Consider the following 24,102-nt stretch of genomic DNA (forward strand, 5'->3'; position numbering starts at 1 on the left):
GGCCGGGCGGGCGTCCCCTTCCGGGCTGTGCCGCGGGACAGTACGGCTGCGGCCCCGGACGGCGGCCGGGGCCCCGCCCGTAGGGCAGGATGGGTGCATGACCGAGATCCACACCCCCCGTCTTCTCCTCCGTCGCTGGCACGACCACGACCTCGCCGCCATGGCGGACATCAACGCGGACCCCGATGTCATGCGCTGGGTCGACGACGGTTCGGTCCTCGACCTCGACGCCACGGCCGAGGAGATCGAGCGGTGGGAGGACGAGTGGGACGAGGAGGGTTTCGGCATCTTCGCCGTCGAACTGCTCGCCTCGGGCGAACTGGCCGGCTTCGCGGGGTTGTCGGTCCCCGAGTACCTGCCCGAGGTGCTGCCCGCCGTGGAGATCAGCTGGCGGTTCGGCTCATCGTTCTGGGGCCAGGGCTACGCGTCCGAAGCCGCCCACGCCACACTGGAGTTCGCCCTCCAGGACCGTGGCCTCGACCGTGTGATCAGCGTCAACCAGATCAGCAACGAGGCCTCGCTGAACGTCGTCCGCAAGCTCGGCATGGAGCCGGAGAGGGAGACGACCCACCCGGTGCACGGCTACCCCCTGACCGTTCACGCCATCGACCTCACCGAGTTCGAGGCGTGATCCGCCCCTCGGCGTGAGCCCGCCGCGGCGATCCTCAGTCGGGCGCCGTCGCCGTCGGGCCGGTCGCGCCTTCCGGCCCCGCCGCCGGGCCGCTCGCACCGCCGTGTGTCGCTTCGGGCCGGACGAGCACGGTACGGCGACAAATTTCGGCGATCGCCGTGTTCGCGACCACGACGATCGCCATGACCACCGCGGCGACGGGATGCCCGACTCCGTGGACCGCCGCGGCGCCGCCGCCCAGGACCACCGCCTTGACGAGGAGCACGACGGGCGACCCGGGCCGCAGGCGCGCCTTCGGCGCCGCGAACAGCGCCCAGAGCACGACGGCGAGGAGAGGCGTGCCCACGCCGAACAGGACGTGGAGCAGCCGGCCTTGGCCGACGGTGAATCCCCACCAGCTCAGACAGGCCAGCGCGACGAGTTCGACCACGAAGGCCAGGAGTTCGTTCGCCGCGAACCAAGGCCGCTCGGTGAACAGGGTGACGTCCGGGTCCGTCGGCATGAAGTCCTCTCGCTGTGCCCGCGGTCAGCATGGCAGGCCGAGAGCAACCTATGGCCCCCCTTCACCGAACCTGGGGCCCGAGCTTCGCCGTGGAACACAACTGCCGTACGGAGCGGTTGAGTTCGACGTAGCGGTCGCGGTACGGCCCTCGGGGGGCCGCTGCCCGAGGCTTGTCCGATCGAGGGAAGTGCGGTGATCACGGCATGAAGGCGGTCCGGTTCCACGAGTACGGCGGGATCGATGTGCTGCGGGTGGAGGAGGTCGAGCGCCCGACGCCCGGCCCCGGGGAGGTGCTGGTCGAAGTCCGCGCCGCCGGAATCCAGCCCGGCGAGGCGATGATCCGCGAGGGAGCCCGGCACGGACGCTGGCCCGCGGTCTTCCCCTCCGGCCAGGGCAGTGATCTGGCCGGTGTCGTGGTGGGGACCGGCCCGCAGGTGCGGGGCTTCGCGGTGGGCGACGAGGTCCTGGGCTTCACGCACGGCAGGGCGAGCCACGCGGAGTTCGTCGTGGTGGAGGACGTGAAGCTGGTCTCGCGCCCCGAGGGCCTTTCCTGGGAGGTGGCCGGCTCGTTGTACGTGGCCGGTACGACCGCGTACGCCGCCGTTTTCGCGGTGGATCCGGGACCGGCCGACACGGTCGTGGTGTCCGGTGCGGCGGGCGGCGTCGGATCTCTCGCCGTACAGCTCGCACGGCGGAGCGGCGCCACCGTGATCGGGCTGGCGAGCGAGCGGAACCACGCCTGGCTGAAGGAACGGGGTGTCGTCCCGGTCCACTACGGCGAGGGCGCGGCCGAACGCGTTCGGCGGGCCTCGGGCGGGACGGTCGACGCGTTCGTCGACACGTTCGGCGACGGCTACGTGGATCTGGCCGTGGAACTGGGCGTGCGCCCCGAGCGGATCAACACCATCCGCGACTGGGAGGCGGCGGCCAGGGTGGGCGCGCACACGTACGGCGAAGGCGCGGCGGCGTGCGCGGTGGTGGTGGGCGAACTGGCCCGGCTGGCCGCGCGCGGGGAACTGGAGGTGCCGATCGCCCGCACCTACCCCCTGGAGCGGGTGCGGGACGCGTTCCGCGAGCTGGAACTGCGGCGGACCCACGGCAAGATCGTGCTCCGCCCCTGAGCCCGGCGGTCAGGATCCCGCTCCGGCCCCGTCCCCGGGCGGCCGGAGACCGCGGACCGTCCACCGGCGCCGACGTGACGCTCGAACCCGGTTTTTTCCGCCGGTAGTTGTCGGCAGTCGCCCCCGGTCCGACGCGAAGGGCCGGGCAACCGTCGTCCGACGGGCGCGACTTCCAGTCGTCCCGCGGGATCCGAGGTCACGCGTCCGCGGCAACCGCCCGCAGGCCGGCCAACGACTCCCGGATGAACCGGGCCAGTTCCTTCTCCTCGGTCCGCTCGACCCAGCGCCGGAAGGCGGACTTGAAGACGACGATCCCCACCTCCGCGGCAAGACCCGCGGAGGCCTCGTCGACTCCACGCAGACGCAGCGCGTCCGCGAGCGCCGAGGACAGCGACGCGAGTTTGATCAACTCGCGTTCCTGGAGTTCGGAGTTGGCGTCGATGACGGACTGTCGCTGCCGGGCGTGCTCCTGGCGCGCCTCCAGTACGGCGGCGGCATCTTCGAGGGCCGCGGCCACGGCATCCATCGGGGTGGCGGACCCGGGAGCCTGCGCGACGGCACGCGCGAGCACCTCCCGCAGCTCGTCCGAACCCGCGAACAGCACCTCGCGCTTGTCCGCGTAGTGCCGGAAGAACGTCCGCTCCGTCAGCCCCGCCCGTTCGGCGATCTCCGCCACCGAGGTGCGGTCGAAGCCGCGCTCGACATAGAGCTCCAGTGCCGCCCGCGACAAGCGGCCACGCGCGTCCGGCTGCCATCGACCCATGCCCGGAATCGTACTCGACGACAGTCCCTGACATCGATCCTCCACGATCTGACGACAGTCACTGACATCAGGTGTTACGTTTGATGACAGTCACTGACATCGCTCGGTCGCCCCACGCACGCGCCCTCCCGGCGCGACGGCGACCACCCAGGCTGGAGGCCTTCTCATGCGCGTACTCGTCACCGGGGCATCCGGATGGATCGGCTCCGCACTCGTCCCCGAGCTCATCGGGGCGGGGCACCAGGTCGTCGGGCTCGCCCGCTCCGACGCCTCGGCCGCGGCCCTGGCGAAGGCCGGGGCGGACGCGGTCCCCGGCACCCTCGACGACCTCGACGTCCTGCGCGGGGCGGCCGAGTCGTCGGACGGCGTGATCCACCTCGCGTTCAAGCACGACCTCGCGTTCTCCGGCCGTTTCCAGGACGCGGCCGACGCGGACCGCCGTACCGTCGGGCTCCTCGGCGAGTCGCTCGCGGGTTCCGGGCGACCGCTGCTCATCGCGTCGGGCCTGATCGGCCTGGCCCCGGGCCGTCCGGCCACGGAAGCGGACGGCCGGACGCCGGACGACCTGTCCGCACACCTGCCGGGCGGTCCGCGGACCCGGATGGGCACCGCCCACGTGGCCATCTCCCTCGCCGACCGGAACGTCCGCTCGTCCGTCGTACGACTCCCCCCGACCGTGCACGGCGACGGCGACCAGGGGTTCGTGGCCGCCCTCATCGGCATCGCCCGCGACCGGGGCGTGTCCGGGTACATCGGTGACGGCACCCAGCGTTGGCCGGCCACGCACCGCGACGACGCCGCCCGCCTCTTCCGCCTCGCCCTGGAGGGCGCACCGGCGGGATCGGTCCTCCACGCGAGCGCCGAGGACGGGGTGCCGCTGCGTTCGGTCGCCGAGGTCATCGGCCGTCACCTCGGCGTACCCACCCGCTCCGTCCCCGCCGAGGAGGCCGCCGAGCACTTCACCTGGCTGTCGGGATTCCTCGGCCTCGACAGCCCCGCCTCCAGCGAGCGGACCCGCGAACTGCTGGGCTGGCACCCGACCGAGCCGGGCCTGATCGAGGACCTCGACCAGGGTCACTACTTCCGGACCGGCGGACAGTAGCAGCCGCTCGGAGCCGTCTGCCGTACACGGACCCGAGTCCGGTACGGGACCGGGACCAGCCCCGGTCCCGGTCCCGGTGACGCCGGCAGGTCTCAGGGACCATTCCGAAACCGCCCACCGGATGGCGGCCCGGCGCCCTCACGGGGCTGCCCTCCGGGCGAACCGAGGTGGCACATTGGCAGACATGCCCCTCTCCTTGCATCACATCGTCATCGACGCGCACGACCTCCCCTCACTGGCCCGGTTCTGGGCCGAGGTGCTGGGCTGGCGGATCCTCTCCGAGCGGGAGCGGGAGGTCGTGATCGGCCCGGACGAGACGTCACCGGTGGGCATCTGCTTCATGCCGGTCACGGACCGGAAGGCTGTCAAGAACCGTCTGCACCTGGACCTGACGTCCGCGGCCGGGGACCGGGAGGCGGAGATCGAGCGGGTCCTCGCACTCGGGGCCCGCAGGGCGGACGTGGGCCAGACGGGCGAGGAATCGTGGACCGTGCTGACCGACCCCGAGGGGAACGAGTTCTGCGTGGTACGCCCGAAGGCGACTCTCATCGGCTAGGACGAGGGCATCTCCGAAGCCTTCCGGTCCGCCCCCGAACAACCTTGCCCGCCCTGACGGGTCTGCGCGCCTCACGGTGCGATCAACGAGTCCGGACGGACGGCTTCCGATGCGTAACCCTGAATGATCAGCACTCCGATGAACGCGATGCCCGCCATCACGGTGAGGAAGACGCAGAAGCCGGCAAGGATCTGCAGCAACGCGACGAGGGCCGTCAGCCCTCTTTCGGCGACCACCACGGCACCCGCGGGCTGGTCGGGCAGACAGGCGACAGCCAGTTCGTCACCGACTTCGGTCGCCGCAGGGGCGAACTGTCCTCCCCGGGAGTCGGAGCCGCTGACGCGGCGTAGTCGCCCCGCGAGTGGAGTGCCCTTCACGGCTCGCGACTCGCTCCCCGGGCCAGTGCCCACCGGCGTACATCGATGGGTCTCATCGGCCCTGTCACCTGCCGCCGAGGTCTTCCCTGCGGCGGATTCAGACCGCCAGACGGCGGATCGCCACGACAGCCGCGTCGTCGTCGAGACGGCCGTGGACGTGGACCAGCAAGTCGTTCCGGAGACGGCGCAGGAGTTCGTCCGGGTCGTCCTTCGTCCACTGCGGCGCCCGTTCGGTGAAGGGGTAGAAGAATCCGTCGGCGTCGCGGGCTTCGATGACGCCGTCCGTGTAGAGCAGCAAAAGGTCGCCGACCTCGAAGGGGAACGTCTGGACGTCGTACCCTGCGACGCCGAAGACTCCGCCGAGTCCGATCGGGAGATGGCTCGCCTCGGCCGTGAGTACGGTGAGGTCATTGCCGCGCAGCACGAGCGGGGGCGGGTGGCCGCAGGTGATGAGGTGAACGACCGGCTCGTGGTCGGGGATGTCGAGCAGGGTCGCGGTGGCGAAGTCCTCGTCGGTGTCCTGGTCCGCCGGTGACCGCCACTGGCTGGTGTCCCAGCGGAACGCGGCGTCCAGGTGGACGGCGAGGCGAGGGAGGGTGGCCTGCCGGTGGGCGGCTGCGCGGAAGGCGCCGAGGAGCAGGGCGGCGTTGTTGATCGCGGCCAGGCCGTTGCCGCGTACATCGCCGATGAGGAGCCGGGTGCTGTGGTCGACAGTGCGTGCGGCCGCGTACAGGTCTCCGCCCAGGTCGGCCTCTTCGTCGGCGGGCATGTACAGGCCGGCGATCCGCAGCGGGCCTGCGTGCGTCGGCAGTGGCTGCAAGAGCACACTCTGCGCGGCCTCGGCCACCGACCGCACTTGGTGCAACCGTCTCTCGCTGCGGTCACGTACCACGCAGACGGTGACACAGACGACGGAGACGATGATCAAGGCTGCGATCTGGGCCTGGATGTTGGCGGTGAACAGGACCCCTCTGATCGCGCCGATCAACACTTGGGCCGCCACCGCGAGTGCTCCCATCAGCGCCGTGGCGCGGGCCCCGGCGAACGCCACCGTGATCGCGGGCGCCGCCACCAGGAGCGGACCGAGGTGGATGTGCGGCGGAGACAGCACATCCACCACGCAGACCGTGACGATCAGCCCTACCGGGATCGCGACCAGTGCGGGCGCGTGGCCCGGCCGCCAGGAACGCCGCAGGTCCAGCCGTGATCGAAAGGCCATGCCTCAAGCCTTCCACGTGCTGCCGTGTACGGGGATGTACGCCGCCCCGAGGACCCGGGGGACGAGCCCGGCAGTCCGCGAGTCGGGGCCGGCCCCTGCCGCACCTTCGCCGGACGAGGGGTCCCGGCCGCCACTGAGCCATAAGGCACGACCAGGCCCGGTTGCCGCTGGTTTGTCACTGGCAAGTCCTTGCCATGGCGGGGACTTGCCGTGATTTTGCCTTCTCGTCGGCAGGATCCGGCCGATAGACCCGGGGCATGTTCTCTCCCTCCCAGTCTTCCGCCTCCTGGTACAGGCGATGGCCGCTGGTCTCGGCTGCCGCCGTGGCGTCGTTGCTGGCGTCGGGGCTCGCGGTCCTGCAAGAGCCCGCACAAGCCGCTCCGCGCAAGCCCACCCGTCCCGCCGCGTCCACGGCGACCCACAAGGTCACCCTGGTCACCGGCGACATCGTCACGGTCACCACGACCGCCGACGGCAAACAGATCGCTGATGTCGACCGGCCGGGCAGTGCCGTCGGCGGCGTGAAAATGCAGACGATCAACGGTGATCTGTTCGTCGTCCCGGACGAGGCGGCGCCACTGCTCGGCGCGGGCAAGCTGGACCGGCGACTGTTCGACGTCACCGCCCTGATCAAGATGGGCTACGACGACGCGAAGACCTCCACGGTGCCACTGATCGCGACGTACGCCGAGTCCAAGTCCCGCTCAGCCGCTGAGCCGACGGTTCCCCGGGGCAGCAAGCTGACCCGCGCGCTGAAGGGCATCCGCGGTGCCGTGCTCAGCACTCGGAAGCGGCAGTCCCGCACCTTCTGGACCAGCGTCGCGCCGCAGGGCGGCACGAAGTTGGGCGCGGGCATGTCGAAGCTGTGGCTCGACGGTCGTGTGAAGGCCGACCTGAAGGAGAGCGTGCCGCTGATCGGCGCGCCCGAGGCATGGGCGGCCGGCTACACGGGAAAGGGCGTCAAGGTCGCGGTGCTCGACACCGGAATCGACGTCAACCACCCCGACTTCGCCGGCGTGATCGACGGCACGGCCAGCTTCGTGCCGGGTGAGGCCATCACCGACCTCAACGGGCACGGCACGCATGTGGCCGGCACCATCGCCGGTTCCGGTGCCGGCTCTGGAGGCGACTACAAGGGCGTGGCCCCTGGCGCCGATCTGTACGTCGGCAAGGTGCTTGGCGGCGCGGAGGGCTACGGCCAGGACTCATGGGTCATGGCCGGCATGCAGTGGGCGGCGGAGTCCGGCGCGGACGTGGTCAACATGAGCCTCGGCGACTCGTATCCGACCGACGGCAGCGACCCGATGTCGCAGACGGTCGACGCGCTGTCGGCGAAGTACGGCACTCTGTTCGTCATCGCCGCCGGCAACGCGGGCCCGGAGAGCATCTCCGCCCCGGGCGCGGCCGCCTCGGCGCTGACGGTGGCCGCCACGGACAAGCAGGACGGACTCGCGTCCTTCTCCAGCACCGGCCCGCTGGCCCACTCCGGTGGCATGAAGCCGGACATCTCGGCGCCCGGCGTGGACATCACAGCGGCCCGCTCGCAGGACATGGCCGACGGCGGGGAGGGCCTTTACCGCACCCTGAGCGGTACCTCCATGGCCACTCCGCACGTGGTCGGCGCGGCGGCGATCCTGGCCCAGCGGCACCCGGACTGGACCGGCGCGCAGCTCAAGGAACACCTGATGAGCACCTCGAAGGGCCTGGACGCCGGGTACTCGCCGTACGAGGTGGGCACCGGCCGTGTCGACGTGGCCGCCGCCGTGCGCACCACGGTCCGCGCCACCGGATCGCTCTTCTTCGGCAGCTACACGTGGCCGCAGAAGCCGAGCGACGTCGCCGTCACCAAGGACCTGACCTTCACCAACACCGGCTCCGCCGACGTCACCCTGAAGCTGGTGCTGGCCGACGACGGCGGCCCGTTCACGCTCGGAGCCACCGAGGTGACCGTCCCGGCCGGCGGCACCGCCGCCGTCCCGGTGACCGGGGACCCGCAGGCCGCCTCGGCGGGCCGGCACGTCGGCTACGTGACAACCACCGACGCGGCCACCGGGAAGCCCGTGACGCGAACGTCCGTGGCGCTTCTCAAGGAGGACGAGCGCTACGACCTGAACATCAAGCTGGTCGGACGGGACGGCAAACCGGCCGCAGGCTGGGTCGGGATCAACCTGGCCGGCGACGTCTGGCCGTGGAACGTCTACGTCGACGGCTCGACCACCATGCGCATGGCACCGGGCACGTACACCGTCGCGGGCTACCTCGACGTGGCCGGCGAGAAGGCGGACCGCTCGGGTCTGGCCGTGCTGGTCGACCCGGAGACCGTGCTCAAGGACGGCTCCGCAGACGTGGTGCTGGACGCGAGCAAGGCACGCCTCCTGCAGACCGAGGCGCCGCAGCGCACGGAGGACCGCCAGCGCAAGGTCGACTTCAACGTCCACTACAAGGGCTTCGACCCGTACACGGACTACCGCAGCGCGTATGTGCTGCCGTCGACGTACGACGACGTCTACGTGGCTCCGACGAAGCCGATGAAGCAGGGCGAGTTCATCCTGACCACCCGCTGGCGCAAGGGTGAGCCGCCGCTCAGCCTGAGCACGTCGCACGGTCACCTGCGCTTCGACGCACTGGTGCAGGCGGGCAGCTCCGTGGGGACCGCAACGGACACGCTGGGCGTCGTCTACGCGGGCAACGGTTCGGCGGCCGAGTACGAGAAGGTCAGGGCCAAGGGCAAGGTCGTCGTCGTCAGGCGCAGTGACGAGGTCTCCGCGGAGGAGCGCGCCGGGGCGGCGGTGACGGCCGGGGCGAAGGTGCTCCTCGTGGTCAACGACGGTGCCGGCTCCCTGATGGAGTACGTCGGCGAGTCGGCGGTCCCGGTCGCCACCGTGCACCGCGACCAAGGCAAGGCCCTCGTCTCCATGGCCAAGGCCGGCATGGTGAAGCTGACCGTGAAGCAGACCGAGTACACGCCGTTCGTCTACGACCTGACCCGGGACTACCCCGGCCAGGTCCCGAACAGGGCCCTGGTCTACAAGCCGGCCAAGGGCGACCTGGCCCGGATCGACGCCCGCTACTACTCGGCCACGGACGCCAAGGCGGCGGAAGGCTACCGGTCCGATTTCACCCTCAGCCCGTCCTTCAACTTTCCCGATGTGGAGCGGCACCCGGGCACCCGCACCGAGTGGGTGACCCCGGGTCAGGACTGGAGGGAGTTCCACACACAGGGCGTCGACCAAGCTCTGCCGTGGACGATGGTGTCGGGCGACAACACGTACGCCAAGGGCAGCACCACCCGTCTGGACTGGTTCGCTCCGGCGACCCGGCCCGGCCAGAGCGAGTCCTTCGGTGTGTACAACTCCCGCTGGCAGAACTACATGACCTGGAACGTGCAGGCTTGGGCTTCCGCCGCCGACACCATGCGGCTGGGCGGCTATCTGCCATGGGGTGAGACCCCCTCCCACCTGAAGATCTTCCAGGGCGACACCCAGATCTACGACAATCCCGTGAGCGGCGACATGCAGTGGCAGGAGGTACCTGCCGGCAAGCTGCCCTACCGTGCCGTCCTCGACGTAGAGAGGCCCGGTGACGTCTTCAGGCTGTCGACGCGCACCCACACGCAGTGGACGTTCATGTCCGACACCGTGGACTCGGACTCCTTCGAACCCTTCTCGGTGCTGAACCTGAACTACAAGCTGGACTCGGACCTGCACGGCGACGTCAGGGCCGGTTCGGCTCACAAGATGGTGCTCGACCCGGTGTCGATGGACGGCGGGACCGTGCCCGGCAAGGTCACCACGGTGAAACTGGATGTCTCGTACGACGACGGCGCCACCTGGCAGAAGGTTCCCGTGACCAGGGGCACAGGCGGCTCCTGGACCGGTTCGTTCAAGACGGCCAAGAAGCCCGGCGGCTTCGTCTCGGTCCGCGCGAGCGCCGAGACGAGCAGCGGTTTCGGTGTCAGGAACGAGATCATCCGGGCGTACGGCCTGCGATGAACCGCGCTGTTCGGCCCCGGGGAGGCGACTCCCCGGGGCCCCTCGTACCGCACCCGCTTCCACCAGGGACTATTCCGAGTCTGCCGCCATGGCGCATACTCTCCCCGCTGCGACAAGCGGAGGAGGGTCGGTCGCCGATGCTGGATGTTCTGGGCCTCGAACCAGATGATGAGCGCGTCTACCGGGCACTCCTCGGACGGCCTGGCTCCACCGCGATGACCTTGTCGGACCTGCTCTCCCTGACGCAGGCTCAGGCCGACAACGCCCTGTCCCGGCTGGTCACATGGGGACTGGTGACCGGATCGGCTGACGACCGGTTCACCGCCGCGCCGCCCGCCATGGCGCTCGGCGCCCTCATCAGCCAACGCCGGGAAGGGCTGCGCGCGGCCGAGCACGCGCTGGTCACCTTGGCCGAGGAACACCGGGCCGCCACCGTCGCGAACGGTATCGGCGATCTGATCGAGGTGGTCACCGGCGTCGACGCCGTCCGGCACCGCTATCTCCAGGTACAACAGGCGGCCCGGACGCAGGTCCGCACGTTCATCACCGCACCGTTCGTGGCCCTGCATCCCGGCGAGAACACAGCCGAACCCGTGGCTCTCGGTCGTGGCGTGAGGTTCCGGGCGGTCCTGGACCGGGCCGTCCTGGAGGAGCCGGGCATCATCCACGACGCCATCGATTCCCTGCGCAACGGTGTGCAGTTGCGTATCGCCGACCATCTGCCCATGAAACTCATGCTGGCCGACACCGAACTCGGCCTCGTCCCGCTCGCGACCACACCGGCCGGAGAGCCTGGAGCGGTGCTGCTGCACCGCAGCGGTCTGCTGGACGCGATGGACACACTGTTCGAGACGGTGTGGCGCACCGCCCACCCGCTGGCGCTGCCCTCCGACGAGGAAGGAGCCGACCCGGTCGTCGAACTGGAAACGGAGGGCCCGACGACCCTCGACCAAAGGATCCTCGCGCTCCTGCTGGCCGGCGCGACCGACTTGACCGCGGCAACGCAGCTTGGTCTGTCACCGCGCACGATGCACCGACGATTGCGCCGTCTCATGGACCTGGCCGGAGTACGGACCCGGATGCAACTCGGCGGCCATGCCGTCCGGCACGGCTGGGTGGAGGGATCCGCGGCGAGGCGGACGTGAGGGCCGTGGGTGCTCTCAGGATGCCGGCACCTGGTCCGCTGCTGCGACCGCCGGCCCTCTGCGGTACAGAACGCCGGCTCAACCCCATGGGCGCCGGCGGTGACAACGGCACGGCTCACCCGGCCCCTCCACCGCACGTGGCGGTACCAGCGTCGGTGTACCGCGGGTTCGACGCACAGCACAGCGGCGCCCGCGGTCGCGCCGACCAGCAGGGCCCCGACCGCAACCGACATCGACCAGGCGGTACGGGCCGGGCTGCCCGGTGGTCTCCCGAATCGCGAGGAACACCGCCCGGCCGAGGGCGAACTCGCGGACAAACAGGTCCCTGTCCGGGTCGCGCACGAACATCCGGTTGCAGTCGGCAGGAAGCCCTGGGCCACCGAGGTCTTCGACTATCCCCGGCACACCGATCCACCCGGGGTGATCGTGCCCCGTCAGTGCCGGCCGGCCAGGAAAGCCGACTTCCGCCGCCGTGCATCCGCCGCTGCCTGCGCGCGCGAAAGAACGGTTACATTCCGACAGCGAATGCCGGCAGTCGAGAGGCGACACCATGACCGAGTGGGTGGTGCGGCCGGACGGTGGCCGTCCGCAGGGCCGCGGCTGTCCCCATGCCGCCGACACGGGCTCGGCGCCGGCGCCCCAGAGCCGCGTGTGCCTCGAGTGCTCCGCCCAGGGACGCGAGGAGAAGCGTCTGCGGCTCTGCCTGACCTGCGGCCATGTGGGATGCAGCGACAGCGCGCCGGGCGCCCATGCCACCGCTCACTACGAATCGAGCGGGCACCCCCTCGTCCGGTCCGCCGAGCCAGGCGGCGAAGCATGGGCCTGGTGCTACGTTGATGAAGTGTTCCTTCGGCCGCGTGACGGGCGCCTGCCGCAGTGAGCGGTGCAGGGTCGCCGCAGCAACGCTCAACGGGACGTGAGCTGTTCACTCCGCCACCGGCATCCGACGAAATCGGCTGCTCCGACGGCGCCACTGGCCAACAGCGTCTCCAGCACCCGCCCTTCCAGGTTTCCCCGGCCATCCTGCGGTATGAAGCGCCCCGAGGTTCTCGGACAGCGGTCCCCATATCGGTCAGAAACTCAAATGGTTCTCTTCGAGGGTGCAGCGGACGTGGGGGCCGCCGAAGCAGCCGCGGACGAGGTGCGGCTGGCGCCGGCGGCGGTGGAGGAACCTGCGGGTCTCGGCTGCGAGTTGCGCCTGGCTGCGGGCCCTGCTGCTCATGGGCAGGCTGCGTCCGAGGTCGGCGTTGACGAGTTCGTCGGGGTTCGGTTCGGGCGAGCACGAGGGCAGGAAGTGCAGCTCGATCCCGTCGGCGTGGCCGGCCATGTGGCGACCGCCCGCGCCCACCGCCTCGAGCAAGACCTTGAACACCGCCGCGACGTCCTCGCGGTCCCGGCCCTGGCCGGCACGGCCACCGCCCGTAGCCGCAACGCTTCCTGCACCGACGGTGACAACTACCGTGCATCCCCCACCAGTTCACTCACGCGGCATTCAACGGCCCAGAACGCTCAACGTTTCGGATCAATAGGCAGAACCCTCAATACCGCTGCCCGAGAAGCCCAGGGCCCCTCACTTCAAGGTGCTACGGAACCTCGCCCGGCTGCAACTCGAAGGATGCTGCGCGTAGTTGACTGGATCGCGAAAGGCCGGGCTGCGTCCGGACCGAGATCGATGCCGGATCACGTCCGAGGGCACCCTTGACGGGATATCAAGACAGCGCCGCGCCCGACCGTCACCACGGAGCTCAGTCATCGGCGACGGCCGCCTCGGCGGGGCGTTCCGCGACGCGCCGACGAGGCGCCCCTCGCCCTGCGAGGCGGCAGCCGAGGCAGCCGTCGTGGCCGTCGCGGGTGGTGACGTCCCTGACGCGCCAGTCCCACTGGGCGGCCGGGCGGGTACCGCTCGGTTTGCCCCAGCCCGCCAGGTGCAGCGCCCACGTGCTCAGCAGCGCCAGGGCCAGCACGGACACTCCCGCGAGCGCGAGCGGCGCAGACGCCCTGACCACGGCGAAGCCGCACAGCCCGGACCCCAGCGTCGCGATGCCCGCACCGCTCCAACCGGCAACGGTGTGGCCCAGGTCGTGGTCGTCATCGCCGTGGATGAACATGATCTCGCTCCTTGAGAGCTGTGAAGATGGTAGGGCTGAGCCCTCGCGAGATTCCTTACCTCGCGAGCTAATTATCTTAGATACTAAGAGGACTCGTGAGTGATCACAAGGAGCGCCCGGCCGCCACGGCGGACCAGGCTCTCTACGCCATGGACCGGATGATCGCCACCGCGCAGTTCGGGCAGCAGGACATCGCCCGCCGGATGGGCCTGAACGTCACGGACCTCACCTGCCTGGGGTTTCTCATGGAGGCGTCCATGGCCGGGGAGTCACTGGTCGCGGGCGATCTCGCGGAACGGGCCAGGCTGACCACCGGAGCGGTCACGGGCGTGCTGAACCGCCTGGAGAAGGCGGGCTACATCCGGCGCACCGCGGACCCGGACGACCGCCGACGCGTGTACGTGGTCATGGAGGAGACCGCTCAAGAACGCGTTCTCGAGATCTACGGCCCCGTCTACCAGCGATTGGCGTCCCTCTTCGCCGACTACGGACCGGATGAGATCGCCGTGCTGGCGGACTGGTTCACCCGGGCCCGCGTCATGTTCGGCGAGGCCCTGCACGAAATCCGCGAGGGAGCGCAGGCCTCGCCGGGGGCCGACGGAAGTCCATCCGGTCGGGGGTGACGATCAGGCGGCTCGCCGAGGGCGACGGCTGCCACACGCGCGTCGCGCCGCCGCATCCACCGCGGTCCTGCCGGAGACGGTGCTTCCGCGGGGACAGGTGACGGAGACGGCTTTCGTACGGTTCCTCGGCGGACCGGCGCGGGCCGGCTCGAGCGGAGGTCCACGCCAGGACCAGGACCATGCCCTTGGCCGGCGGTTCGTACTGGGCGGCTTCGGAGTCTCGCCGCCCGGCGCCGTCCCATGCCGCTCGCGCACAGGGGCGTGCGAACGACCGGGTCGGGGCCGGTCGGGGTGCGGCCCGGACCGAACGGTCTTTCGCAGACCATCCCCCACCTGATCCGGGCCCTTCTATCGGGTCCGGGCCCGCGCCGTCCGCGAGGGCCCGTCACGAAGGCCGACCTCAGGACACGCCGCTGGAGGCCACGCCGAGGGGCTCGACGACGGTGCCGGTGTCGGCTGCCTCGTCCCGCGCGATGCCGAGGAAGCGCTGAACCGTCTGGACCGGCATGTCGAGCCCCTCGGAAGCCTCCTGCACGCCGCCGAACACCTGCACCGCCTCGGTGACCGCCATGGCCACCTCGACCTCGGCCTTGCGGACCTTGGCCTCGGCCTTGTCCACGGCGTCGACCACCGCCAACTGACGGCGCTGCTTCTCCTGAAGTCGCTGCTTGCGCGACAGGGCTCTGTCGGGGTTCGAGTTCTGCACAGACATGACCAAGATCATAATCGGTTGCCCACACCCCGCGAAATCCGCAACTCGCCTGCGCCGCGTGGATGTTCACCGCGCCTGTCGTCAGCCTGTCGTCGACCAGCGCGACACCAGGCGTCAGCATCTCGCCTGCGCGCCCGAAACGCTGACGCTCCCCTTCGCCGACCGTGTCCCCGCGCGTGCGGAGCCCGACCACCGACGAAGAATTCACCGGACTCGATGCCGTGCCCGCCGGGGCATTCGGAGGCACCTTCCTCCCGTCCACCCCCAGAGCGGCGCGGGCGAAACCGCAAAGGGCGAGCAGCCCGCCCGCCACGACGGAGGGCCGACGTGGGCCGGAGCCGCGGAAGTCCAGGAAACCTCTCCCATATCGTCAACATGACGATATGGTGAGGGTCCGTCGGGCAGCCCCGTACGTACGCCCGTCCGCGCTGCCCTGAAACCGTCCTTCGGAGGATCCTGTGACACCCGTCGATGACACCCCCGGCACGGTGGACGTGCGCTGCGAACGGCTCGTACCGGGCGACCCCGCGTGGCTCTGGCACTTCCACCGGGCGCAGACCATGCTCCTGACCCCCCTCGCGTCCGCGGCCGAGGAGCAGCCGGCGCAACTGCCGGACGGCGTCGACCCGGTGGCGGCCCTGGCCGCGTGGGAGGCCGTGCGCGCCACCCTTCCCGAAGCGCTGCGCACCCACGTCGCCGAGCCCGTCGGCTTCGCCGAGCCCGCGGAGCCCGCGGAGCCCGCGGAGCCCGCGGATCCGGCGGAATCGGTGGTCGACCACGTCTGCCGGCAGGCCGCGGAAGAACGCGACCGGGTCGCCCGGGGCAGCGGTCTGTGGGGACCCGACGGACGCGAACACATACCCGTGCACCTTGTGGAGATCGCGGAGCGCGACCTGGACACGCTCGCAGCCGTCCTGGACCGCCTGACGCAGGTTCTGAAGGGACGGCTGCAAGGCGCCGCACTGCTGGACCGGATCGCCGAACTCCATCCGTACCCGCTCGGCCCGTCCACCGCCTTGAGTCTGTGCGGCAACCTGCGGATTCTGGTGGACACACTGCGTCCCGAACCGGCGCCGGAGGACCTGGCTCTCCTGCGGCCGCTGCTCGTACCGCCCGCGCGGACGGACGCCGCCGAACCGGCCTCGCGGACGCTGACGACCGAGCAGGAGGCCGCCTACCGGCGCTTCGCGTACAGGGTCGCCGACATCGTCTGCCCAGGCGACATCCGGGAGAGTGCCGCCTTCGCCTGGCGGTACTGACCTGACGCCCCTCCGCCAAGCGACGGGGCGGCATGATCACCGGAGGTCATTCGCGGCGGGTGCGCCCGTACTGGCGGGCCAATGCGTGGAAGGCATCCTTCGGCTCCCAGTGAACGCCGGAACCCGGGTCGCCGGGACGGTCCTCGATCGTCTTCACGATGCTGTAGCTCCCCATGTCGAGGTCGTGGCGCGGGTCATGGAGGCGGTGCGGGGCGTCGCGGGCGACGAAGGTGTACGCCATCGCCGAGTACAGCCCCATCGCCTCGAACGCCGCCAGGACGTTGGTCAGGTACGCGGCCTGAGCGTGCTCGCTGCGCACGACACCGGCCTCGATCTCCGGAGGTTCCTTCGTGTAGTCGACGACGTCCCAGCCCATGCCTCCCCGCTCCGGCGCGCCCTGGAAGGTGCAGCAGCCGAACTCCATGACGGCGACCGGCTTCCCGAAGCGGCGGTAGGGGGCGAGATCTCGGAGGTAGTCCGAAAGACGCGGGAAGTACGAGTAGTAGTCGATGCCCACGAGGTCGAAGAGCCCCCAGTCGACGTCCTCGTCCTGCGCCGCGGAGTACGTCAGGCGCCCGTGGAAGACCGACCGGCCGACCTTCGCGGCCTTCGTGGTGAACCGGCGCAGCCGCCGGGCCGTGACAACCGGGTCGAAGTCACCCTTGAGCAGGTTCTCGACGCGCTCCTGGACGTTCGCGCCGGGCACGATGCCGGGGACGTACAGCACGAATTCGCAGCCGACGCTCAGATGGACCCCGGCACCCTGCCGCCGCAGTCTCTCGGCGTACCGGCCGGTCTCCGCGAGATGGTCCAGGATCTCCCGCTCGGGCACGTCCCCGAGGGCCGGTTCGAGCCAGACGTTCAATCCGCGTTCCGCCGCCTCGGCCGCGGTCGCGGTGAGCCGTTCGACACCGTCCCCGGTGACCTTGACCGAATCGGCGTGCAGATCACGGGCGATGGCCCGCACGTCCCCGCGCATACGGCGGACGTTCCACGCCGTCGAGGGCGTCTCCCCGGCGCCGACCTCGTACACCACGCCCCGGTGGGTCAGCCCGCGCCGCCCGTGCGTCACGCGCCCGTCCGAGGCCGGAGCCCGACCCGCCGACCCGAGGGGCAGCGCCACCGCGCCGCCGAAGGCCGCGGCCACTCCCAGAAACCGCGCCCGGCTGATTCCCGGCGTCCCCTGCATCGCGCCTCCCGACTCCCGCACCGGCGTCTCTCGCCTCGCACCCAGTCTGGGAAGCCGCCGGCCCTCCCGCCGTCCGCCGAAGGTCTACGAAGCGGGTCCGAAGGTAGGGATCCGGGTGGACTCCGCGCTCGCATCGGACGGGGGCCGGCCGCCCGGAGGCCGGACTGTCCGGATGACCAACACAGCGGCCCACGAACGCGGCGACCCTCCGCGCCACCACGGCAGCCTGCTCTTCCGCGGCGGTCCGTACCGGGCCGGGTCCTAGACCCACCGGCGTCGGGCGGCACGAGCGCGTACGTCGTGAACGCCTCTGCGGCTGCCGCCCGGCGGCGGAGCACGAGGGCGGGGACTTCCTACGGCTTGACCGGAACCGGCCGCCGGAGCAGATAGACGCCCGCGGCCGAGACCAGTACGGCCATGACCGCGATGAACACCAGGCCGGCGCCCTCCAGGCCCATCGGCCCCACCAGTACGCCGACGCCGATCACCGGCACCGAGATGCCCGCGTAGCCCACGACGAACAGGGTGGAGATGACCGCCGCGCGCTGGTGCTCGGGGGAGGCCTGTGCGACGGTGGCCAGCGCCGCGCGGAGCGCCAGGCCCTGTCCGCCGCCGCCGACGATCGCGCTCAGCGCCACCAGGATCAGCAGGTCCCAGCGCAGCGCGCCCGCGAGCAGGGCCAGCCCGGCCAGCAGCGCGAAGCAGCCGAAGGGCAGCGACCGCCCCACTCCGATCCGCCCGACGGCGAGCTGCCCGACGGTCGAGGAGAAGAAGGCGAGTGCGACGATCAGCCCGCCCACCGCGTGGTTGTGCACGTCCAGGGACTCGGCGAGGAACGCGGGGCTGACCGCCGTGAACACCCCGAACAGCGCGAACCCCACGAACGCGGCGATCGCGGGCGGCCCGAACACCGGCCGCACCTGTGGGGGCAGGCCGGGCCGTTGTGGTCGTACGGTGCTCGGCGGCCGCCGTTCCCGTACGGTCTCCGGGAGTCGCAGCAGGACGGCGGCGGAGCAGGCGACCAGGGCGAGGTGCACGGCGAACGGCAGGTACAGCGGCCAGGGCGCGTACTGCGCGAGCAGCCCGGCGAGCAGGGGTCCGCAGCCCAGTCCGCCCATGTTGGCGGCCGTCGCCACGAAGGTGGCCCGGCCCGCGCCGCCCGGGGGTGCCAGTTCCATCACGTACGCGGTGGCGGCCCCGGTGAACAGGCCCGCGGACAGGCCCGACATCAGCCGTCCCGCGTACAGCCAGCCCAGTCCGGTGGCGGCGAGGAAGCAGAGGGCACTGGCCGCCGAGAATCCGAGGCCGCACAGCAGCACCGGACGCCTGCCCACCGAGTCCGAGGCGTTGCCCGCGAGAAGCAGGACGCCGATGACCCCGAAGGCGTACACGGCGTACACGACGGTGACCGTCAGCTCGGAGAATCCGAACTTCTCCTGGTAGAGGGTGTAGAGGGGCGTCGGCAGCGTGGTGCCGGCCATGCAGACGGCGAACACCGCCCCGCTGAGCAAGCACTGGCGCCACCCTCGGCGATCACCGTCCATGGCCCGACAGTAACCGCGCGTGCCCCGGCGTCCCGGGCCGACGTGCCGGGGGCGCGGGGAGGCGGCCGCCCGGGATCGCTCCGCGACGCCCCCTCCCCCGCGGGTGCGTGACGGGGGGCACGGTCCGCCCTCCTGTCACGAGGAGGGCGGACCGTGCCGACGACCCGTCAGTGGGCCGGGGCGAGGCGCGCACGGTGCGGCGGGGAGGCGTGCACCGGGCGCCTCGCCGTCAGGAGCAGTTCGCCGGCGCCGGCTGCGACGCGTCGTGGATCAACGCTTCATGCGCGGCCTTCAGCCGCTTCACGTCCGGCTTGACCACCTGGCGGTCGTACGTGACCAGTCCGTTCAGCTCTCCTTCCACGTCCGAGATCTGGGTGTAGACGGCGCCGTTGCCGCCCTTGCAGGCGAGCTGGTGCACCTCGGCCAGCCGGGCGAGGTAGTCGTCGGTGTACGTCGCGGGGTCGACGTCGACGTAGGACTGCTGGACGGACCAGGCGTGGCCGGGCACCGCGAGCCCGAGACCGCCGTACTCGCCGCTGACCAGCGCCCGTTTCCCGTCGGGTACCGGTGGCAGCGCGGGGCTCGGGTAGCCGTGCTCGTCGATGATGTCGCCGGTGCCGCCGTCGACGCCGAGGTTGATGCCCGACATGGAGTTGACGAGGCGCGTCGGGTCCCAGGCCTTGGCCTGGTCGGCGATGCGGGCTTCCTCGTACTGGCCCCAGCCCTCGTTGAAGGTCACCCACATGACGACCGACGGGCTGCTGACGTGCTCGTCGATCATCTGCTTCATCTCGCGTTCGTACTCGGCGCGGGACGCAGCGTTCGGCTTGACGCCGGCGGTCATGGCGGGCATGTCCTGCCAGACCATCAGGCCGAGCCGGTCGGCCCAGTAGAACCAGCGGTCGGGTTCGACCTTGATGTGCTTGCGGACGGAGTTGAAGCCCATCTCCTTGTGCGCCTTCAGGTCGTACGCCAGTGCCTCGTCGGTCGGCGCGGTGTGCAGGCCGTCGGGCCAGAAGCCCTGGTCGAGGGTGGCCATCATGAAGACGGGCTTGCCGTTGAGAACGGTGCGCGGGGTTCCGTCCACCTTCTCCACGGCGATGGAGCGCATCCCGAAGTAGCTGCCGACACGGTCGGCGCCGACGGTCACCGCCAGGTCGTAGAGGAACGGGTCGTCGGGTGACCAGAGGTGCGGGTTCGTGATCTTCAGGGTGAGGGGTTGTCCGGTGCGGCCGGTCACGGTGGCGACCCTGCGGTCTCCGGCGTACGCGGTGGCGGTGACCGGCAGTCCGGCGCGGACGCCCTTCGGCTCGACTGTGAGCCGGCCGTTCTGGACGTCGGGGGTCAGCTTGAGGGAGTCGACGTGGTCGGCGGACACCGGCTCCATCCACACCGTCTGCCAGATGCCGGAGGACGGGGTGTACCAGATGCCGCTGGGGTCGAGGCGCTGCTTGCCGACCGGCGGGTTCTCGCCGTCCTGCGCGTCGGTCGGGTCGTAGACGCCGACGATCAGTTCCTGGGTGCGGCCGGGCTTGAGCGCGGCGGTGACGTCGGCGCTGAACTTGTCGTAGCCGCCCTGGTGTTCGACGACCTTGGTGCCGTTGACATAGACCTCGGCCCGCCAGTCGACGGCGCCGAAGTTCAGCTGGAGTCGCTTTCCGAGGCCGACCCTCCAGTCGGACGGGACGGTGAAGGTCCGCCGGTACCACATGCGGTCCTCGTGCCGTTCGACGCCGGAGAGCTGGGACTCCACGGGGTAGGGCACGAGGATCTTCTCGGCGAGGGTCTTGCCGACCGGCGGCTGGTCGCCCTCCTTGGCCGCGGCGAACTGCCACGAGCCGTTGAGGTTCTGCCACTTGTCCCGGGTGAGCTGCGGACGGGGGTATTCGGGGAGGGCGTTGTCCGGCCCGACCTCGTCCGCCCACTTCGTGCGCAGCTGGTGGGTGGAGTGGTTGGGACCGCTGCTCCAGAAGGCGTTGACAACGTTGCCGTTGGTTCCGGAAAGGCCGCCCTTGCCGTCGTAGCGGAGGTCGGCGGTGCCCCGTGCCGTGCCGGCCTTGTTGCCGACGACGGGTTCCTTGAGTTCGACGAGGAGGGACTTGGGGTCGGCCGGGTCCAGTTTCGCCGCGGTCAGGGGCCACTTGGCGCCGCCGATGACGGCTTCGACGTGGTCGGTGAGACCCGCCGGGGGCGCGGTCAGTGCCTGGGCAAAGTCCAGACGCAGGGTGCGGCCGTCCTTCTGGACGGTGGTCGCGACGGCTCCGTCGTAGGCGTATCCGTCGGGCAGCCGGAGGGCCGACCGCGGAACCGCGGCCTTGGAGCCGCCGGGCGGGGTCCAGCGCAGATGGAGGTTGGAGCCGCCGTAGTGCTCGAAGTACTCGACCTTGATGTCGTAGGCCACTCCGGCCGTCAGGTCGAGGGGCTGGGAATTCTGTTCGCGGTCCCAGTCGTCGACCCAGTGGTCGATGGCCAGGCGTCCGTCCACCCACAGCCGGAAGCCGTTGTCACCGGTGATCGAGAAGGTGTGGGCGCCGGTCTTCTCCGGGACGATCCGGCCGGTCCAGCGGACGTTGACGTCGTCCGACCGCCCGGTGGCGAAGGACAGGCGTGGTTCGAGGTTGTCGAAGTCGAGGTTGGTGTCCAGTCCGGTGGCCTTCAACTCGTCGAAGTCGAAGGCGCCCGGGGCGGACTGGGTGTAGTACTCACCCTTCAGACCGTGGACCTCCACGGGGTCGTCCGCGGCGGTGGCGGCCGGGGCGGCGGTTAATCCCGCTGCGCCGAGAACGGCGACGAGCAGGAGTGCCATGTGGGTTCTGATGTTTCCGGGGATTCTGATGCGCACGGATCCTCCTTGGCTGAGGAAGGGTGGCGGCTCGTTGCTTCTGTCTGTACAACGTTGGAAGGAACGGGAGTTGGCATCACAGCACGGGTCCCGGCCTCTGTCCAGGGTCATGACAAACACCCAGGTGACAGAGGCGCACATCGATGAAGAGGAGATCCCTTGCGGGTCAGCCTGAAGGATGTCGCCGAGCACGCCGGCGTCTCGATCAAGACGGTTTCGAACGTCGTGAACAACTATCCGCACGTCACTCCGGCCATGCGGGCCCGGGTCCAGGAGGCCATCGACGAGCTGGGTTACCGCCCGAACCTCACGGCTCGCCACCTGCGCAAGGGACGCACCGGCATCATCGCCCTCGCCATCCCCGAGCTGGGCAACCCGTACTTCGCGGAGCTGGCGGGGGCCGTCATCGACGCCGCCGCCGAGCACGAGTTCACCGTGCTCCTGGACCACACGCGCGGCGACCGCGAGCAGGAGGTCCTGGTCAGCCAGGGTTTCCGGGCCAACGTCATCGACGGTCTGATCCTCAGCCCGCTGGAGCTGGAGGCCGAGGACCTGCGCTCCCGAACCGACGACGTGCCGCTCGTGCTGCTCGGCGAGCGGCAGTACGAACTTCCCTACGACCACATCGCGATCGACAACGTGGCGGCGGCGCGCAGCGCGGTACGGCATCTGCTGAGCCGGGGACGCTCGCGGATCGCCTACGTGGGGGCCCGTACGGATTCGGCCAACCGGCCCGCGCATCTGCGGCTGGCGGGCTGGCGCGAGGAGCTGGCGGAGGCCGGGGTTCCGGCGCCCGACGAACTGGTGGCGCCGGTCGGCGGCTGGGACCGCGACGAGGGCGCTCGGGCGATGGCCCGGCTGCTGGACTCCGGGGTGCGTCCGGACGCCGTGTTCGCGTACAACGACCTGGTGGCGATCGGTGCGATGCGGGTGCTGCACGAACGCGGCTTGCGGGTGCCGTGGGACGTGGCGGTGGTCGGGTTCGACGACATCGAGGAGGGGCGGTTCGGCGCGGTCACGCTGACAACAATCTCGCCCGACAAACAGGCCATCGCGCGGATGGCGGTGGCCTCCCTGCTGCGCAGCCTTTCGGGCCGGAGCGAGCCCGGCGGGCGTGAACTGACCGCTGATTTCAGACTCGTTGAGCGTGAGAGCACCCTGGGGCGGCGCTGACGAGATTTCGGACGGAGGGCTTTACAGGCCTCTTCCAACGATGTAAAAACCTCCCCGGAACGTCGTGTACACCGAGTTGACCGCAAGAGCCGATCATCCCCGGGAGCGCTCTCAGCGCCGGGGCCGCGCCGTTTGGGGACTCCATGAAGCCGATCGCACCACGTCATCGCACCACCGCCAGGACCCTCCTCGCCACCGGCCTCATCACGAGCCTCGCGCTCGTCTCCGGATGCGCGAAGTCGGAGGACGACGCCGCGGGGAAGGACAAGAAGTCGACCGGGCAGGGCGACCAGGGACAGGTCGTCGCCTCACCGTCCACGGGCTCGGGACCGACCTGCGCCATCGACGCCTACGGCGCCAAGAAGCTCGACCTGAAGACCGCCACCGTCGGCTTCTCCCAGTCCGAGAAGGAGGCCAACCCCTTCCGGATCGCGGAGACCGCGTCGATCAAGGCCGAGGCGGAGAAGCGGGGCGTGAAACTGCTCACCGCCAACGCGCAGTCGCAGTTCTCCAAGCAGATCAGCGACGTCCAGGACCTCATCGCCAAGGGCGCCGACCTCCTCGTCATCGCGCCGCTGAACTCCGACGGCTGGGAACCGGTGCTGCGCTCGGCCTCCGCCAAGCACATCCCGATCATCACCATCGACCGCAAGATCAACGCCACCGCCTGCAAGGACTACGTGAGCTTCATCGGCTCCGACTTCGTGGAGCAGGGCAAGCGCGCCGCGGACCGGATGATCGAGGCGACCGGCGGCAAGGGCGACATCGCCATCCTGCTCGGCGCCGCGGGCAACAACGTGACCACCGAACGCACCAAGGGCTTCGAGGACCGCGTCAAGGAGAAGGCCCCCGGCCTCAAGATCGTCTTCAAGCAGACCGGTGAATTCGCCCGGGAGAAGGGCCAGTCGGTCACCGAGAACCTCATCCAGTCCAAGCCCGGCATCACCGGGATCTACGCCGAGAACGACGAGATGGGGCTCGGCGCGGTCAACGCCCTCAAGGGGGCCGGCAAGCAGCCGGGCGCGGTGAAGATCGTGACGATCGACGGCACCCGCAACGCCGTCCAGGGCATCGTCGACGGCTGGATCGAGGGCGTCATCGAGTCCAACCCGAGGTTCGGACCGCTCGCCTTCCAGACCCTGGACACCTTCACGAAGGGCGAGAAGGTCGCCCAGGACATCGTGATCCAGGACAGCGCTTACACCAAGGACGACGCCAAGTCCGGCCTGGGCAAGGCCTACTGA

The 24,102-nt window shown here is 70.4% G+C and carries 21 protein-coding genes; 11 read left to right on the top strand and 10 right to left on the bottom strand.

Annotated features, from left to right (window positions below):
• Positions 1-97 precede the first annotated feature (97 nt).
• Positions 98-631: a GNAT family N-acetyltransferase gene (locus ACFYW7_RS06985; protein ID WP_389498833.1), complete on the top strand. Its 534-nt coding sequence runs from the start codon at positions 98-100 to the stop codon at positions 629-631.
• A 34-nt stretch (positions 632-665) separates the two neighbouring features.
• Here ACFYW7_RS06985 and ACFYW7_RS06990 read toward each other — a convergent pair whose 3' ends face one another.
• On the bottom strand, positions 666-1,133 hold the full coding sequence (locus ACFYW7_RS06990) for a YrdB family protein (RefSeq protein WP_389498835.1): 468 nt from the start codon (positions 1,131-1,133) through the stop codon (positions 666-668).
• A gap of 203 nt (positions 1,134-1,336) precedes the next feature.
• Between ACFYW7_RS06990 and ACFYW7_RS06995 the strand changes: the two genes are divergently transcribed.
• Positions 1,337-2,254, top strand: coding sequence for an NADP-dependent oxidoreductase (locus tag ACFYW7_RS06995; RefSeq protein ID WP_389498837.1), 918 nt, complete (start codon positions 1,337-1,339; stop codon positions 2,252-2,254).
• Positions 2,255-2,450: 196 nt separating this feature from the next.
• Here the strand turns inward: ACFYW7_RS06995 and ACFYW7_RS07000 are convergent, their stop codons facing one another.
• Positions 2,451-3,017, bottom strand: a complete 567-nt coding sequence (locus tag ACFYW7_RS07000; protein ID WP_389498839.1) for a TetR family transcriptional regulator — start codon at positions 3,015-3,017, stop codon at positions 2,451-2,453.
• 166 nt (positions 3,018-3,183) lie between these two features.
• Here ACFYW7_RS07000 and ACFYW7_RS07005 point away from each other — a divergent pair, with 166 nt between their 5' ends.
• Positions 3,184-4,119: an SDR family oxidoreductase gene (locus ACFYW7_RS07005; protein WP_389498841.1), complete on the top strand. Its 936-nt coding sequence runs from the start codon at positions 3,184-3,186 to the stop codon at positions 4,117-4,119.
• Between the two features lie 184 nt (positions 4,120-4,303).
• Entirely contained in the window at positions 4,304-4,675 is a 372-nt protein-coding gene (locus ACFYW7_RS07010; protein ID WP_389498843.1) for a VOC family protein, read from the top strand.
• Positions 4,676-4,746: 71 nt separating this feature from the next.
• Here ACFYW7_RS07010 and ACFYW7_RS07015 read toward each other — a convergent pair whose 3' ends face one another.
• A complete protein-coding gene (locus ACFYW7_RS07015) occupies positions 4,747-5,052 on the bottom strand; it encodes a hypothetical protein (protein ID WP_389498845.1) in 306 nt (101 codons plus the stop codon).
• A 97-nt stretch (positions 5,053-5,149) separates the two neighbouring features.
• Positions 5,150-6,271 (bottom strand): PP2C family protein-serine/threonine phosphatase, encoded by a 1,122-nt coding sequence (locus ACFYW7_RS07020; RefSeq protein ID WP_389498847.1) that lies wholly within the window; start codon positions 6,269-6,271, stop codon positions 5,150-5,152.
• A gap of 257 nt (positions 6,272-6,528) precedes the next feature.
• On the opposite strand from ACFYW7_RS07020, the gene ACFYW7_RS07025 reads away from it, so the two are divergent.
• From ACFYW7_RS07025 to ACFYW7_RS07035, 3 genes are all read left to right on the top strand, one after another.
• Positions 6,529-10,263: a S8 family serine peptidase gene (locus ACFYW7_RS07025; RefSeq protein WP_389498849.1), complete on the top strand. Its 3,735-nt coding sequence runs from the start codon at positions 6,529-6,531 to the stop codon at positions 10,261-10,263.
• Between the two features lie 137 nt (positions 10,264-10,400).
• Entirely contained in the window at positions 10,401-11,408 is a 1,008-nt protein-coding gene (locus tag ACFYW7_RS07030; RefSeq protein WP_389498851.1) for a helix-turn-helix domain-containing protein, read from the top strand.
• A 550-nt stretch (positions 11,409-11,958) separates the two neighbouring features.
• The gene (locus ACFYW7_RS07035; RefSeq protein WP_389498853.1) at positions 11,959-12,288 is read left to right on the top strand and encodes a UBP-type zinc finger domain-containing protein; all 330 of its coding nucleotides are present in this window, start codon (positions 11,959-11,961) and stop codon (positions 12,286-12,288) included.
• Between the two features lie 192 nt (positions 12,289-12,480).
• On the opposite strand, the gene ACFYW7_RS07040 is transcribed toward ACFYW7_RS07035, so the two are convergent.
• Both ACFYW7_RS07040 and ACFYW7_RS07045 read right to left on the bottom strand, forming a co-directional pair.
• Positions 12,481-12,780 carry a transposase gene (locus ACFYW7_RS07040; RefSeq protein ID WP_389498855.1) on the bottom strand — a complete coding sequence of 100 codons (300 nt, stop codon included), beginning with the start codon at positions 12,778-12,780 and terminating at the stop codon, positions 12,481-12,483.
• Positions 12,781-13,153: 373 nt separating this feature from the next.
• Entirely contained in the window at positions 13,154-13,516 is a 363-nt protein-coding gene (locus ACFYW7_RS07045; protein ID WP_389498857.1) for an HGxxPAAW family protein, read from the bottom strand.
• 149 nt (positions 13,517-13,665) lie between these two features.
• Between ACFYW7_RS07045 and ACFYW7_RS07050 the strand changes: the two genes are divergently transcribed.
• Positions 13,666-14,139 carry a MarR family winged helix-turn-helix transcriptional regulator gene (locus ACFYW7_RS07050; protein ID WP_389500374.1) on the top strand — a complete coding sequence of 158 codons (474 nt, stop codon included), beginning with the start codon at positions 13,666-13,668 and terminating at the stop codon, positions 14,137-14,139.
• Positions 14,140-14,539: 400 nt separating this feature from the next.
• Here the strand turns inward: ACFYW7_RS07050 and ACFYW7_RS07055 are convergent, their stop codons facing one another.
• Positions 14,540-14,851, bottom strand: a complete 312-nt coding sequence (locus ACFYW7_RS07055; protein ID WP_389498859.1) for a hypothetical protein — start codon at positions 14,849-14,851, stop codon at positions 14,540-14,542.
• A gap of 458 nt (positions 14,852-15,309) precedes the next feature.
• Here ACFYW7_RS07055 and ACFYW7_RS07060 point away from each other — a divergent pair, with 458 nt between their 5' ends.
• Complete coding sequence (locus tag ACFYW7_RS07060) at positions 15,310-16,110, top strand: hypothetical protein (RefSeq protein ID WP_389498861.1); 801 nt, start codon at positions 15,310-15,312, stop codon at positions 16,108-16,110.
• 46 nt (positions 16,111-16,156) lie between these two features.
• On the opposite strand, the gene ACFYW7_RS07065 is transcribed toward ACFYW7_RS07060, so the two are convergent.
• From ACFYW7_RS07065 to ACFYW7_RS07075, 3 genes are all read right to left on the bottom strand, one after another.
• Positions 16,157-17,299, bottom strand: coding sequence for an abortive phage infection protein (locus ACFYW7_RS07065; protein WP_389498864.1), 1,143 nt, complete (start codon positions 17,297-17,299; stop codon positions 16,157-16,159).
• A gap of 353 nt (positions 17,300-17,652) precedes the next feature.
• A complete protein-coding gene (locus ACFYW7_RS07070) occupies positions 17,653-18,843 on the bottom strand; it encodes an MFS transporter (RefSeq protein ID WP_389498867.1) in 1,191 nt (396 codons plus the stop codon).
• A 229-nt stretch (positions 18,844-19,072) separates the two neighbouring features.
• The gene (locus tag ACFYW7_RS07075) at positions 19,073-21,649 is read right to left on the bottom strand and encodes a PA14 domain-containing protein (RefSeq protein ID WP_389500376.1); all 2,577 of its coding nucleotides are present in this window, start codon (positions 21,647-21,649) and stop codon (positions 19,073-19,075) included.
• A gap of 195 nt (positions 21,650-21,844) precedes the next feature.
• On the opposite strand from ACFYW7_RS07075, the gene ACFYW7_RS07080 reads away from it, so the two are divergent.
• Both ACFYW7_RS07080 and ACFYW7_RS07085 read left to right on the top strand, forming a co-directional pair.
• On the top strand, positions 21,845-22,858 hold the full coding sequence (locus ACFYW7_RS07080; RefSeq protein WP_389498870.1) for a LacI family DNA-binding transcriptional regulator: 1,014 nt from the start codon (positions 21,845-21,847) through the stop codon (positions 22,856-22,858).
• 143 nt (positions 22,859-23,001) lie between these two features.
• On the top strand, positions 23,002-24,102 hold the full coding sequence (locus ACFYW7_RS07085) for an ABC transporter substrate-binding protein (protein ID WP_389498872.1): 1,101 nt from the start codon (positions 23,002-23,004) through the stop codon (positions 24,100-24,102).

Origin of the sequence: Streptomyces sp. NPDC002580, from assembly GCF_042889485.1 — a bacterium.
Classification (GTDB): domain Bacteria; phylum Actinomycetota; class Actinomycetes; order Streptomycetales; family Streptomycetaceae; genus Streptomyces.